Here is a 13,024-nt window from a genome sequence, read left to right as displayed (position 1 = left end):
TGAAAATTTATTGCACCAACGCTTAATTACATTCGCTGGCGCAACAAGGTGTCTCGCCACCGGGTTGGCAGCTTCCTATTCACCCGCTGCGGCGCAGCCGCTGGGTGCGCTAACTCTAACAATTCACTTTCGTTGCTATTTGCAATGGTCGTTATTAACGCCACGCTACTGAGGCCTTCACTCGGCCGCCGGCGCAACCAAATATCGCCCACCTGGGCGCCAGCACTCACCGGATCAACCTCGCTCCAACCTTGCTGTTCAAGCAGGGATGCACTGATGGCGTGACGAAAAACCACACTGGCAAGATCCATCAGGAGCGATTCCTGATGCTCCGTCGCTTGATCCCTCTCACCTTGATTGCAAGACTTCGGCAGCGCCGATGTTTGCTGTGTAAGCGTCGGTGTGTGATACCCACCCGCGAATGGAATTTGATTCGATAAGGATGGTGCCGATGCATAATTACTTTGATCGCCAACGGCTTTGGCCAACAGATTCTCGCGCCCGTCGCGCGTCGTCCGCTGTTGCCGCCAGCGCTGCACCACGCGTACAGCCTCGGCGATATCCAACATGCCAAAGCCGTGTCGGTGAATGGTTTCGGCCTCGGCCAATAACCGCCGCGGTGCCCTCAGGCTGGAAAATAACAGCGCGCGCAGCTCGGTAATGGGCAACGGCGTTTGCGCGGCCTGCGCAGCTTCAAACATCAACGCAATGGTGCCCGCTACATGCGGTGCGGCCATGCTGGTGCCGCTTTTACGGGTTAGCCTTGCAACACCGCCGGCGCTGTCATTCGGGGGCGCCGAGCGCGCGGCGACAATGCGCGACCCGGGCGCACTTAATTCTGGCTTAACACGGCCATCGCGGGTTGGCCCAGCGCTGGAATAAGCGCCAATAGGCAGCGCTGCCCGATGCGGATCATAGGCGCCGACGGTAATGCTGTAGAGACCATTACACAGCGTGCCCGTGGTATGAGAGCCCCTACTTTGATTGTCAGCAAAGCGAGGCCGTGGGCCGCGATCGCGTTCAATCCACGCGTGAAAACGGCCATCGTCTACGCGCTCGCCAGTAAGGCGAATTTGCCAATTGCCACCGGGGGCATTCGGGTAAAAAAATATATCCACTAAACGATCATGATTACCCTGGCTGCGCGCAATGTGATAAATGCGCCCTACCCGTCGACCGTTGATGATGAGCTCATGTTGTTCGCCCACAGAAGAGCGGGCGATCGTTTGGCCCTGCGGGTCGATAACCTCCACCATAAAGCGATCGCTACTTTCGTAATAAATTTCCAGTTCGCTGCTGGTGGGATCGCCATCGGGCACCCTCAAGTCAATGCTATGGCGCTGGCCTTGCGCTACGCGCCCAGCAGTGTGCGCGCGCGCGGTAAAATAATTGCCGGCGCTGTTAACCACGGCGCGGTTATCGCGCAGCCACACGGCGCGATCAATGCCTGCTTCAACACAGGTGCTGCCGTCGTGCGGGCCGCCGTGTGCACCAACGCTCATATTAATAACGCAGGGCCGATCGCCAGCGAGAGAAAAAACATAATCCAAAGCTTCTAACACAGACGCCGAGTCGCCTAAATTTTCCCGCCCTAAAATATTTGCCGTATGAGCGAGATGCACAAATACCAAATCGGCTTCCGGTGCCACACCACTCATGCTGCCACCTAAGCCGTTACCTGCGGCAATATCCAATACATGGGTTCCATGGGTGCCCTGCCAACGATGACCTGAACTGGCGGTATCTGCATCGCCCGGGTGATAGTTCAGCGCCGCGTAAGGTTGCCCAGACGCCAGCGCGCGATCAATCATTTCGGTGTTAAAAATACGCCCGTAACCCCAGCGGTTTTTTGGCCCGGGTCGGCCGCCGCGTTGGTCCCAAAAGCCCAGCAGGCGCGTGCTGCCATCTTCGTGCCGAAAGCCAGGATAGGCCACGTCGACGCCCCAATCGAGCACGCCCACCACCACCTTCGCACCGGTTTCAACAACACCGTCTGGGCGCCGGCTATAGTCGATGGGATCGTCAGTAAGCGTTTCATCCTGCTCAGGTTCTGCCGCCAGCTCCGCGCTAACATCGCGATTGGGATCAAACATTTGACGCGCAATTTCCAGTTCCAACACTTCCGGCAAAGCGGCGAAGGTTTCGAGTGCACCGCGCCGCACGCGCAGCGTCGCAATATCGCCAAAGCGAGTGACCAGCCGCACCTCGTCGCCGAGCGAGGCCGGTATTGCCAAGCGAGTATCGAGCCGAGCAATCAGCGCCAGCTCATCATCGGCTGCCCCTTCCAGGGCAGCTTCCATCAGCGCAGGGCCATAATCCAACAGCTCGTTGCGGTTCATCGCCTGCGCCTCGGTTACTTAGCACCAGACCCAGAAGACGATGTCGAACCCGTCTTACTGTGTTTGGCCTGCAATTGTTTTACCGCCTCTTCCAACTGCTCTATCCGATCCTCGAGCGCAGCGGTAGATTCCACCGATGCCGGTACGTAATTGAGCATGCGCTCCTTCACACCTTCGCGCGGTGCCGTTTCCAATAAACGCACATCGATAGCTGCCACCCAATTCAACGCCGCGGCAAACATCGCACTTTCGTAGCCATCGGTTTTGTCGCCCACCAGAGTGCGCACAGCAACCGCCGTTAAAGTTGCATCGGCGCGTACAGCGGCCGCCGCGGTGCGAATGGTGCTGCTAATTTCTTCATCGTTAGTTTCTCGATTGCGCTCGGCATTGGAGATAGCTGCGGCCAATATTTTAAGTTGATCCAAGGCCTTTTCATCGAGTGTTGCGCCAATAACATTTTCTGGGTTTTCCTTCGCCTCTTTAACAATTTCTAAGGCTTTACCAGCATCGACCACCGATAGCGCGGCAGCGATTGCACGCAGGGTTTTAGAGCGCAATGGCGTTGTGCTTCGGCTCGATGAAAAATTGGTGCCGGCAATACCGAAGGGCACTTTGAAACTAACCGGTTGTTTAATATCTTTTGCAGTAGCGGTGCGGCTGACCGGCGCATTGCGAAAATTAATTGGTATAGTAAATGGCATTTTAAACTCCTCGCGCTGCTCTACAGCGCACGGTTAAAGAGCGGAGCACTGATTGGAATACCGGTAGCGGCTTCCAATCAGAACCTTAGTGCACAACAGTGTGTTAAGTCTTTGGCGCCAATATACCGCCTAAAATCCCAGGGTTATTGAGAAGCAAGCCAATGCCACCAATCACCGCAGGGTTACCCAACGCACCTTTTGTCTCACCTAGCATGCCGGTTTTTATGAGGCCCTTGAGAATAGACGCCAAGTTAATTTCCATACCGGTATCGGTCATGGTAATGCTGTCGGCGAATTCTAAAGCGCCATCCAAACTCATTTGTTTATTGAGTTTGCCAATGCCTTTGGTTTGCAGGTGATTAACGCGCAGGTTTTTGCGCGAGCGCGCATCGACATCGCGAATTTTTCGGTCGTGCACAATGTCTTTGCGCTTCAGCGCCACCAGCGCCTGGCTGACCTTAGGGTTAATGCAGCAACCCGCCTTTTTCTTTGGCTTTAAGCGCGGAATGAGATTAACCATTGGTCGTGTGGGCCGGCGGCTACGCTTGCGCTTACGTTTACCGAACAGGCGCTCATCGTAATCCTCGGCGTCTTCGTCCAAGTCTTCGCCGTCGTCGGCATCCATGATGGCCTCGTACAGTTCATCCAAGGCATCTTCGTTATCGTCTTCATAATCGTCGTAGTCGTCGTAAAAATCTTCGTACTCGTCAAGTCCTTCAACGGCGAGAAGATCATCATAATTGTCGCGTTCCATAGTGTTATCCTCGTGAATCAGCGGTGAATGAATCAGGTATCAGGCGTAGGCGCCTTACCCTATTGGCGTTAACCCGCACAACGGCGGGCGCAACCAATGCGTTATAAAGCTCAGGATCTGGCCGAACACTGCCGGCGCCCCCCTGACCTTCACATTCCGGACAGGCGTCGTCGGCGCCCCAACACTCAGCACAGGCGCCCAAGGCCGCCGCTAAGTTTTCATTAAGATTGCGCAACTCAGAAAGCTCCTGCTCAAGCGCCGCAATTTCTGCGGGCTCATCGTCGGTTTCGCTCTCGGTAAACTCAGCCTCACTCACATCGCCAGTACCAGCCAGCCAGTGATCAAACACCGCCAGTAACGCCGGCGGTAAATTGAGTTGAGCGCCTAAACCGTGAACCAGCTGTGAACCCGCCGGCGTGCGCGCCAAATCCATCAGTGCGCGTTGAGTGGTTGGGTTGATCAGCGAGAATAATGTGGCTGGATCGAAACCCGTTTGCGTTTGCCTATAGCGATTCATGCGCTTGTCCTCGGCCGTTGATGGCTGCTACAAGCGCAACCTGTGTGTGGGAATAGATCCTCAAACAGCAATTGCGCGCGGGCGCCGTCATCCGCTAAATCGCAACGGGCTTCGCCCTGCTGATCAAAGTAATATCCTTGGCGGGCAGCGCGAAGCGGCCTTGCCTCTTGTGCCGCGCGGGTTGCAAATTCGGCCAAGGCGTTGGCAAAGGCGGCGCTGGGTACCGGTGTTGCACCCACCGGTACCTGGCCGCGATGCAATAGGAGCCCCAGCAGGGCCTGCATGGTTTCGGGCCGCGACAACAGCATTAACAATTGCGCCGCAGCCGGTGAACTCGCACCACCGGCGCTGGGTGCTAAAGCGATGTGTGGTGTCGGCGCCGCCGGTTGTGGCGGTTGCAAGCGGGACGGCTGAGGCGGTGGTGTTTGCGGTGATGTTTGCGGTTGCGGCCGTGCAGCTCGCCTTGGCGCCGGTGCTGGGCGACGCGCCGGTGCGGCCGTGGGTGCGGGTGAAGGCGTGGTCAAAGCACCGGCGGTTCCGCCTATTAATGCACCCGCCAAGGCGCCGTAGGGCCCCGCCGCCATGCCGGTCGCAGCACCAGACGCCGCGCCAACCAAAGCGCGCTGCGCCACGGGTGCGGCCTGGCGCGCAAAGCGCTGTAAGCCGCGCATAAAATCTTCAACCTCTAATGGATCTGCGCCGGGAAAACGCTCTGTTAACACCTCGCGCAGTTGTCCGTCATCTAAGGCTGCCCGCTCGCGCCCCATGGCGCGGCGCACCGCTGGGAAACGGGTATTGGTGTATCTGCCATGATTCGTTTGCATCTTGCTCACCCATCAATGTCCTATCGATGTAGTCACACTACGCCAGCTCAATCTCTCGCCCGTTGCCAAACCGTGTCTAGGTAATATTAAGGCCGACACTGAAACGTATGATTTGCGTCACAAGTGCGTATAAACCCCTATTATTCGCCGGTTAAAAGCCCAAGCGAATGCCAGCAGTAAAAAAGACGAGACTGAATAGCTGAAGATGGCCTGAGGGAAAATGAGACACTCGCCTCGCAAGTGAAGCAGCGGAAAAGCAGAGGGACAAAAATAGAAAAAGCCGAACCAAAAACTGGTCGGCTGGTAGGATTAACTCAACACCAAACTCGCAAGCTACGCCAATTGGCACTCAAGTAATCGAGTTGCTCACCCTGCAATTCGTGTGCAGCTAAATACATAAATTCATACCGGTTCGGGGTAAAAGGCACCGCCAACAATGGCATTTTCGCCTGCTCCGGTGTGCGACAACCCTTAACCGCGTTACAGCGCCTACAGGCGGCCACCACATTGCTCCAGCGATCGCGCCCACCTTGCCCGCGCGGAATGATGTGGTCGCGGGTAAGCGATGCACGCTGGAAAAAACCACTGCAGTACTGACATTGATTGTTATCGCGCTTAAACAGTAAACGATTACTTAAGGCCGGTATAAACTGCGCGTCGCGCAAGCGTTCATTGGTGGCAATAATGGCGGGCACATCCAATACAGACTGAATCCCAGATTGGCTTAACCCGCCGCGCAAGGTCGTCACCGGTCCTGCCGCCCACTGCACTCGCCCTTTGGTAATCAATGTCGCTGCCGACTCCACCGATAACCATGCTGACGGTAGCCCTAGCTGGCCAAGCTGTAATATAGCCATTGCCCTGCTTCCTTAATTTATTATTACGACAACCTAAACTAGCCTCAATAAAAACCAATGGGCTCACACCCTTAAATGGCTTTATGCCCGAATGCCTTTACCCGTACATACTGCCGCGCACTAAAAGACTTGTACCCTTGGCTAATCAAAAAATCACTCAACACTTTCGACGCACGTAAATTGGGTTCCAATATATTCACCTGCGCCGGTATTCGATTGCGTTCGGCCGCCCAGTGCAACAATTGCAAGCCGGTCTCTCGGCCCGGAATTTCATAGGCAATCAATAATCGCGCTACTGGTCTCTCCTGTAACACCCGCTTTACATCGCGCAATGAACTACAAACTTGGTCGTTGATTCGGATCGCCTGTTTATTAATAATTATGTCCATAATTCTTTCTTCTTTAGTAATCGCGCAGTGAAATTCACGCGCACTTAAGCACAGCCAAAAATATGACTGAAATATTTAAAATCTCAAGGGATGATATTTGTCCGCTGCCGGTTCGGCACACAACCAATTTAAGATCAAAAATAGCTAGCAGATCACTCCCACACCAGAGCGCGCATCGTGCAGCAGTTGTTTATCCCGCAAGGGACAGGATTAACATCAACCCTTGACGTTAACCACTTGCCTCAGCGTATGAACTACCTCTACCAAATCCGTCTGGTTTGCCATCACCTCGTCGATCGGCTTATAGGCCATAGGTATTTCATCAATCACCGCCTTATCCTTTCGACACTCAATACCTTGAGTCGCAAGTGCCAAATCATCAACAGTAAATTGCTTCGCCGCCGCGGTTCGGCTCAAGCGCCGCCCTGCACCATGGGAGCATGAGCAGAAGCTATCGGGGTTACCCTTGCCGCGTACTATGTAGCTTTTATCACCCATAGAGCCCGGAATAATTCCCAAGTCAGTTTCCCGCGCTCGAATAGCACCCTTTCGAGTCACCCAAACGTTCTTGCCAAAATGGTGCTCCATTTCCACATAATTGTGGTGGCAGTTGATCGCCTCCTGGGTGATCAAAAACGGCGGTAACTGTTGGCGTAATACCGCCAATACCGCATCCATCATCGCCGCACGATTTAACCGCGCATACTCTTGGCCCCACGTCACCGCCTCGATGTAATCTTGGTAGTGATCCGAACCCTCGGCCAGATACGCCAGGTCTTTATCGGGCAAGTGAATCATCCAGCGCTCCATTTCCCGCTTCGCTAGCTGAATGAAGTACATGCCGATTTTATTGCCAATACCACGGCTCCCGGAATGTAACATCACCCAAACCGCGTCCTCTTCATCCAAACACAATTCGATAAAATGGTTGCCCGAACCCAGCGTGCCAATTTGACGCGCGTAAGTATCGGGCCTAATCATTTTCGCCAGCGTTTTATGCTTTTCGAAAATCGCACTTAAACCCATAGCAATGGCATCACCACCGCGAATTTGCGCCGTCTTGTGCTTTCCGCCCGCGCCCAAAGGCACAGATCGCTCGATACCGCTTCGAATTGCCTTCAAGTTATCCGGCAAATCCGACGCGCGCAGCGACAAGCGCAAGGCGTTCATACCGCAACCAATATCCACGCCCACCGCGGCGGGAATAATGGCTTTTTCCGTGGCAATCACAGAGCCTACCGTAGCGCCTTTACCTAAATGCACGTCTGGCATTGCTGCCACATGCGAGTGAATAAAAGGCAAATTTGCCACGCGGCTCAATTGCGCCTGAGCCTTATAATCGACGTCATCGGTCCAGATTTTTACCGGTAACCGTTGATCTTTGTGCGGTGCCAACACATGTTTAATAGGCATATCCGCTACTCCTTCTTGTTTTTAATAACTACGCGATAACGCTCACGATTATCCAAAACCATTAAAGCGGGGGCTCAACACCCCAAGTTAACGCGTCGAGTTTCTCGGCCAAACCGCGCCTAATTGGCTGCTCCTGCTGGATTCGAACCAACCATGCCTGAGTCAAAGTCAGGTGTGTTACCGCTACACCAAGGAGCATTCATTTTTGGTACCTCGCCCCGGCGTCGAACCGGGAACCTCTGGCATCTAAAGCCAGCGCCTCTGCCAATTGGGCTAGCGAGGTAAACTTATTGTCCAACCTTGCTGTTTAGCAGGTCGAATGGTGGTAAAAGTTTTACAATTTCAAGCGAGCTCGTAATGTCGCAGCCCTAAAGCGCACTTGACTCGACATCACGCAAAAACTGCGTGGCGTCGGATCGCACATAGCTACCCTTGCCCTTTTCCAGCCTATGCTCCTGCAAGCGAAATTGCGGGCGGCCTTTTATCGCTAACATCCGGTTGCGATACCGATGGCGTTTTTGTTTCATCGACACATTCCTCTATCCATGTCTTGGTTAAAAAATCTATAAACCATCACTTGCTGTGAAAATAAGCCGTGATTTAGTTTAAAAATAAAGAGCGGGTACCGTTTAGGTGGGCACCTCACCATGGCACCTGAAAAATCGCCGGCAAATAAAAAGCCCCAGCTGGCGAACCAACTGGGGCTTTCAGGAAAACCTAAATCCAGTTGGCAATTAGCCAACCGGTGAGGGGTGGCTAAAACATCAAAACCAAACGCTTACTCAAAGCATAATTATTACCACACAGCTGACATGCCATCAGGCAGAGCCCTAGCTGAAACAACGGCAGCAGCGAATCATATGCGCTTTTCTGCTCGTTACTCGCTTGCCCTTGCGCGGTAAAATTCAAACTCATGGCAGTAAACCTTAATATTTTCGTTTGGTATTTCGTGATATTTATGCAGCAGGTAAAGGCCTGTACTGCGTGAACGTTTTATAGAATAGCCAAATTAAAAAAAACATGTCAACACTATTTTTTAGCTGCTAAATGCCGGATCTTTTCACCCTAATCAATTCAACAGGCGACAAAATACCTTTTGCCATTAACCTGCAAAATGCACACAAAGGGAGGCTATTAAGCAGCAAGGAGCACCCCTCACTACTAAGTCCGGTTATAGAATTTCAAATTACTTATTCCAAATTCATCTTCATAAAATCAGCCTCTACATTGATTCTTTAACAAAAACACATATTTTTCCCATAAAAAAACCCGGAGGTTTGCTCCGGGTTCATTCAAAGAATTCGATTCGGAGCGCTCGCGCTCTCCGATAATGAGAAACGCGCTACAGATTTACAGCCTTTTTGCCATAGGCAAAGCAGGTCCATCCCTGGCGGGCGGGCTGGCTGAGCATTTTGGGTAAACTGTAATTCACGGTTAGTCCTCTTTTAAGTGGCGCGGAGTTTAGCACTATCTATTAGTGAAGTCTTGATTAGATTTTCGGCCGATCCATCGTTAACGACAGCGGTTAGTAAGCTCCGGCGGATAGTAAACACCGGCGTAAAAAGATCCGCCATTTATAGAGGCCAACACACTACAAGCACCATACCCAACACAGCTTGCGCATCGCAGGTTATAATGCCCGCCTTGCTGCCTGCGGCACCAGCCCCGAACCCAACACCTGCGCCATAGCTAAGAAAGGTGCGCAACAGAGAGTAGATCCGATGCGACGTTTTTCATTCACCCTCCTGTTGATACTTGCTGGTTGTGCCACACAAAACCAATACACACCCGTAACACCGCAAACTGAACTCGGCCAACCAAAACTTCCTGCGCTGCAAGTGGTTAACGAACACCCCAGCATGGCCATGTATCAAGCGTGTTTGGCATTCGACACAGAGTCAGTGATGCAGCACTGCCGGTCGAACCGCATTGGCGCGACAGATATGCAACTGGCTTTGCAGAAAAGCCAACGCTTTGAACACCATCAAGACAGCCGCTACTCGCCCGATTACACACTGCACGTAGCCACCGCGCAGTACCTAGAAGAAAGCATGGAGGGTCTAGGCAACGCCGTTGTCTCGGGCCTATCTCTTATGCTGATACCCATGCACCAAGCTTTTGTCCTCAAAGCCGAAGCCACACTGCGCTGGCGTGGCATACCGCTAGAGTTGATCACGATTGAAACGCCCTTCACCCAAAGCCTAACGCTAGCTAATACCACAATAGACCCGCATAGCCAGATGGCCGAGGCGATCAGCGCTGCTCTGTTAGAACAACTCGAGGCGAGGGATGCCTTCAGCGTGCAGTTTCTTGCGCAGAAATTGGGAACATCTGATTACGACCTGGCGCTCATCGTGCCAAATCAAGTCGGAAACTATCAGCTTGACCAACGAGAATGGCGACGCCACCCACTACAGGGTGCATGGGTATCCTATATCGATAAAAATTTTCAGTTTGACCAATTCTCGCTAGCTGTCTATCCCATCAAAGCAACAGATTGGCAGGATATAAAAGCGACACTCGAAAAAGAGGCCATGGCGTTACAAAAGGATATGCTGCTCGACGCGCGCCAACAAAAGCACGAACTTCGGTTCAACGATTTACAACGCCTCTCTTGGTCAATAAAAGGTCAAACACTCGACGTCTATCAAATGTCTGCAGCCCACCAAGCAGACACCGGCGAGGCATTAGAAACACGAATATATCTATTTATTCAGGAAGACAAAGTTGTGGCTACCAGTAGCACGCTAAGCGGTGACAATGCACCGGTTCAAGCCTTCGAGGCCGCCACCCAACAGTTAGCCAGCACAATACAGGTACCGGCTGAATCCCTATTCATGGCTCAGTTACGCAAAGAGTGGCGAGAGACTAATAGTAATAACAATTAGGCTGCGCGCCGCTAAAAATACCGCCTTCGTAAAATGGAAAATTTGATAGTCGCAAATCCACAGCGCCAATTGCACTTTACCGCCCGTGCAATAACACGGGGGTAGTTAGCTCATATCGCTGTCACGAAAACAACGTTTACGCCAAATCCCAATAGGGCGTTTCGCCAAAGTAATCGGCAAAATAATCAATAAAGGCCCGCACTTTTGGTGCGAGTAAACGCGAACTGGGGTACACCGCCCATATCGCTGTATCCGCTACCAAGGGAAATTCTTCCAACACCGGCACTAGCTCGCCTCGAGCCAAATGCTGATAAACACTCCAAGTCGCATTGATAGAAATGCCTAAACCGTTAACACAGGCATCGCGCATGGCTTCGCCGTTATCGGTGCGAAATGCACCTTGGGTTTTGATCACAACGGGGCCCGAAGGGGTAAATAGCTGCCAACTCTCCAGCCCCAATAAATTAATGCATTGATGCTGCAATAAGTCCTCCGGAGTGGCCGGCCGACCATACTGCTCGAGATACCCAGGCGCCGCGCACAAGATGCGTTTATCCGGCGCCATTTTTCGGGCGATAAGGGTTGAGTCTTTCAGCGCAGCATTGCGAATAGCGATGTCAAAACCGCCTTCCACCAAATCGACGATACTATCCGATAACTTAAAATCCACCTGCAACTCTGGGTAACGGGTTAGAAACCCGGGCAGCGCCGGCACCAAATGCATACGACCAAAAGACACCGGAGCCGCCACCCGCAGCCTTCCCTGCGGCGACAACTGACCCGCCCCCACCGCCGCCCGCGCCGCCTCAACACTCGCCAATACATCCTCCGCGTGCGGCAAGAAAGCCAACCCCTCCTCGGTGAGCGATACCTTGCGGGTGGTTCGGTGCAGCAGCCTCACCCCGATGCTCTGCTCTAACTTGCTCACATAGCTACTGGCTACCGCCGGTGAAAGCCCTAAGGCCTGCCCTGCAGCACTGATGTTCTGGGTGTAAGCCAAGCGTACAAACAGCTTTAAATGGTCGATATTCATTCTTTTATCAACAAAACCTATAAAGTGATTAGCTTTGAGACCCTATTATCAACACATATATAAATAAATACACTGGTTTCATTGAATTCGTTTTCTGTTTATCCAATGCCTGTTATCGAGGAGCTAGTAGATGAAAGCCATGATCGTTCGTAGCTATGGCGGCCCAGATGCTTTTGAAGCCGCCGATATTGCCAAGCCCAGCCTGAAAGCCGGCCACGTGTTAGTGCGGGTAAAGGCCACCAGCGTTAATACCGTCGACACCATGATTCGACAAATGGGCAATGACCTACCCTTATCACCTGCGCTGCCCGCACTATTAGGTATGGACTTTGCCGGCACCGTTGAAGCCGTTGGTGAAGGGGTGCGTGATTACGCCATTGGCGACGAGGTTTACGGTTGTGCCGGTGGCCTAGCCGACCTACCCGGCGCACTGGCCGAGTACATATTGGCTGACGCGCAATTAATTGCACCTAAACCAAAGAACCTGTCCATGCGCGAGGCCGCGGCTTTGCCGTTAGTGGGTATTACCGCTTATGAAGGCCTGCAGCGGGCGGGTATCAATAAAGGCCAAAAAGTTTTAGTTCACGGTGGCTCTGGCGGCGTGGGTCATGTAGCGCTGCAGTTGGCGAGCTTTTTTGGCGCCGAGGTTTTTGCCACCGGTGGCGGCGAAAAACAACTGGCACTGATCGAAGAACTAGGCGCCAAGAGCATCAATTACAAATCCGAAGCCGTGGCCGATTACGTAGCCAAGCACACCAACGGTTCCGGTTTTGATCTAGTGTTTGACTCAGTCGGCGGCGCCAATATGGCTAATTCCTTTGAGGCCGCAGCGCTAAATGGGCAAGTGGCATCAACCGTTTCTATGGTGGAATTGGATCTTTCCACGGCACATTTTAAGGGCTTGTCGCTGCACGTGGTATTCATGCTTATTCCCATGTTGCACAACCATAAGCGCGAACAACACAGCCATATTTTACGCGAGCTCGCGAAGATTGTTGAAGCCGGAAAATTGCGCCCCATTCTAGATGAAAACCGTTTCACTCTAGAGCAAGTGGGCGCCGCACACACACGCCTGAGCAGCGGTGCGGGCATGGGCAAAGTTGTCATTGATGTTTAACCGCTAATTCGCACCAAAACCCCGCACAGCGGGGTTTTGGTGTTTGTGTTTGTGTTTGTGTTTGTGTTTAAGGCTAAACAACCATAGCGTGATCTTGATCCGAGCGCGCCAGCCTTAGTCAACCTATCATTGATTGTTAACGCACGACCCTTTAGCGACTAGGATTTTTTAACTCGCCTAATTTATGTCCTT

The 13,024-nt window shown here is 52.7% G+C and carries 12 protein-coding genes and 2 tRNA genes; 2 read left to right on the top strand and 12 right to left on the bottom strand.

Annotation, left to right across the window (positions count from 1 at the left end):
- Positions 1–26 precede the first annotated feature (26 nt).
- The 11 genes from QWY82_RS08330 to QWY82_RS08280 all read right to left on the bottom strand — a co-directional run bounded on the left by QWY82_RS08330 (position 27) and on the right by QWY82_RS08280 (position 8,321).
- Complete coding sequence (locus tag QWY82_RS08330) at positions 27–2,339, bottom strand: S8 family peptidase (protein ID WP_290261280.1); 2,313 nt, start codon at positions 2,337–2,339, stop codon at positions 27–29.
- A gap of 14 nt (positions 2,340–2,353) precedes the next feature.
- Positions 2,354–3,040: a hypothetical protein gene (locus tag QWY82_RS08325; protein WP_290261278.1), complete on the bottom strand. Its 687-nt coding sequence runs from the start codon at positions 3,038–3,040 to the stop codon at positions 2,354–2,356.
- Positions 3,041–3,143: 103 nt separating this feature from the next.
- The gene (locus QWY82_RS08320) at positions 3,144–3,794 is read right to left on the bottom strand and encodes a hypothetical protein (RefSeq protein WP_290261276.1); all 651 of its coding nucleotides are present in this window, start codon (positions 3,792–3,794) and stop codon (positions 3,144–3,146) included.
- 4 nt (positions 3,795–3,798) lie between these two features.
- A complete protein-coding gene (locus QWY82_RS08315) occupies positions 3,799–4,311 on the bottom strand; it encodes a hypothetical protein (RefSeq protein WP_290261275.1) in 513 nt (170 codons plus the stop codon).
- Positions 4,308–5,135 (bottom strand): hypothetical protein, encoded by an 828-nt coding sequence (locus QWY82_RS08310; protein WP_290261273.1) that lies wholly within the window; start codon positions 5,133–5,135, stop codon positions 4,308–4,310. Before QWY82_RS08310 ends, QWY82_RS08315 begins: the two co-directional genes overlap by 4 nt.
- Positions 5,136–5,449: 314 nt before the next feature.
- Complete coding sequence (locus QWY82_RS08305; RefSeq protein ID WP_290261271.1) at positions 5,450–5,992, bottom strand: HNH endonuclease; 543 nt, start codon at positions 5,990–5,992, stop codon at positions 5,450–5,452.
- Positions 5,993–6,063: 71 nt separating this feature from the next.
- Positions 6,064–6,381: a hypothetical protein gene (locus QWY82_RS08300; protein ID WP_290261269.1), complete on the bottom strand. Its 318-nt coding sequence runs from the start codon at positions 6,379–6,381 to the stop codon at positions 6,064–6,066.
- A gap of 216 nt (positions 6,382–6,597) precedes the next feature.
- Positions 6,598–7,794, bottom strand: a complete 1,197-nt coding sequence (locus QWY82_RS08295) for an RtcB family protein (protein ID WP_290261267.1) — start codon at positions 7,792–7,794, stop codon at positions 6,598–6,600.
- A 124-nt stretch (positions 7,795–7,918) separates the two neighbouring features.
- Positions 7,919–7,992: transfer RNA gene (locus QWY82_RS08290), tRNA-Gln, on the bottom strand.
- An 8-nt stretch (positions 7,993–8,000) separates the two neighbouring features.
- Positions 8,001–8,077: transfer RNA gene (locus tag QWY82_RS08285), tRNA-Leu, on the bottom strand.
- An 85-nt stretch (positions 8,078–8,162) separates the two neighbouring features.
- Positions 8,163–8,321: a hypothetical protein gene (locus tag QWY82_RS08280; protein ID WP_290261265.1), complete on the bottom strand. Its 159-nt coding sequence runs from the start codon at positions 8,319–8,321 to the stop codon at positions 8,163–8,165.
- Between the two features lie 1,194 nt (positions 8,322–9,515).
- Between QWY82_RS08280 and QWY82_RS08275 the strand changes: the two genes are divergently transcribed.
- Positions 9,516–10,682 (top strand): hypothetical protein, encoded by a 1,167-nt coding sequence (locus tag QWY82_RS08275; RefSeq protein ID WP_290261264.1) that lies wholly within the window; start codon positions 9,516–9,518, stop codon positions 10,680–10,682.
- A 136-nt stretch (positions 10,683–10,818) separates the two neighbouring features.
- Here QWY82_RS08275 and QWY82_RS08270 read toward each other — a convergent pair whose 3' ends face one another.
- Complete coding sequence (locus tag QWY82_RS08270; RefSeq protein WP_290261261.1) at positions 10,819–11,715, bottom strand: LysR family transcriptional regulator; 897 nt, start codon at positions 11,713–11,715, stop codon at positions 10,819–10,821.
- Between the two features lie 130 nt (positions 11,716–11,845).
- On the opposite strand from QWY82_RS08270, the gene QWY82_RS08265 reads away from it, so the two are divergent.
- Positions 11,846–12,832, top strand: a complete 987-nt coding sequence (locus QWY82_RS08265) for a zinc-dependent alcohol dehydrogenase family protein (RefSeq protein ID WP_290261259.1) — start codon at positions 11,846–11,848, stop codon at positions 12,830–12,832.
- Positions 12,833–13,024: the final 192 nt, after the last annotated feature.

It is taken from the genome of Simiduia curdlanivorans (genome assembly GCF_030409605.1).
GTDB lineage: Bacteria > Pseudomonadota > Gammaproteobacteria > Pseudomonadales > Cellvibrionaceae > Simiduia > Simiduia curdlanivorans.
The sequence above is the reverse complement of the archived record's forward strand: the minus strand, read 5'-3'. Positions and strand labels throughout refer to the sequence as shown.

What these genes read in the sequence shown, in the direction of transcription:
- QWY82_RS08325 (WP_290261278.1), bottom strand. Translation starts at nt 3,040, where the DNA reads ATGCCATTTACTATACCAATTAATTTTCGCAATGCGCCGGTCAGCCGC.
- QWY82_RS08270 (WP_290261261.1), bottom strand. Translation starts at nt 11,715, where the DNA reads ATGAATATCGACCATTTAAAGCTGTTTGTACGCTTGGCTTACACCCAG.
- QWY82_RS08275 (WP_290261264.1), top strand. Translation starts at nt 9,516, where the DNA reads ATGCGACGTTTTTCATTCACCCTCCTGTTGATACTTGCTGGTTGTGCC.
- QWY82_RS08320 (WP_290261276.1), bottom strand. Translation starts at nt 3,794, where the DNA reads ATGGAACGCGACAATTATGATGATCTTCTCGCCGTTGAAGGACTTGAC.
- QWY82_RS08300 (WP_290261269.1), bottom strand. Translation starts at nt 6,381, where the DNA reads ATGGACATAATTATTAATAAACAGGCGATCCGAATCAACGACCAAGTT.
- QWY82_RS08280 (WP_290261265.1), bottom strand. Translation starts at nt 8,321, where the DNA reads ATGAAACAAAAACGCCATCGGTATCGCAACCGGATGTTAGCGATAAAA.
- QWY82_RS08315 (WP_290261275.1), bottom strand. Translation starts at nt 4,311, where the DNA reads ATGAATCGCTATAGGCAAACGCAAACGGGTTTCGATCCAGCCACATTA.
- QWY82_RS08305 (WP_290261271.1), bottom strand. Translation starts at nt 5,992, where the DNA reads ATGGCTATATTACAGCTTGGCCAGCTAGGGCTACCGTCAGCATGGTTA.
- QWY82_RS08265 (WP_290261259.1), top strand. Translation starts at nt 11,846, where the DNA reads ATGAAAGCCATGATCGTTCGTAGCTATGGCGGCCCAGATGCTTTTGAA.
- QWY82_RS08330 (WP_290261280.1), bottom strand. Translation starts at nt 2,339, where the DNA reads ATGAACCGCAACGAGCTGTTGGATTATGGCCCTGCGCTGATGGAAGCT.
- QWY82_RS08310 (WP_290261273.1), bottom strand. Translation starts at nt 5,135, where the DNA reads ATGCAAACGAATCATGGCAGATACACCAATACCCGTTTCCCAGCGGTG.
- QWY82_RS08295 (WP_290261267.1), bottom strand. Translation starts at nt 7,794, where the DNA reads ATGCCTATTAAACATGTGTTGGCACCGCACAAAGATCAACGGTTACCG.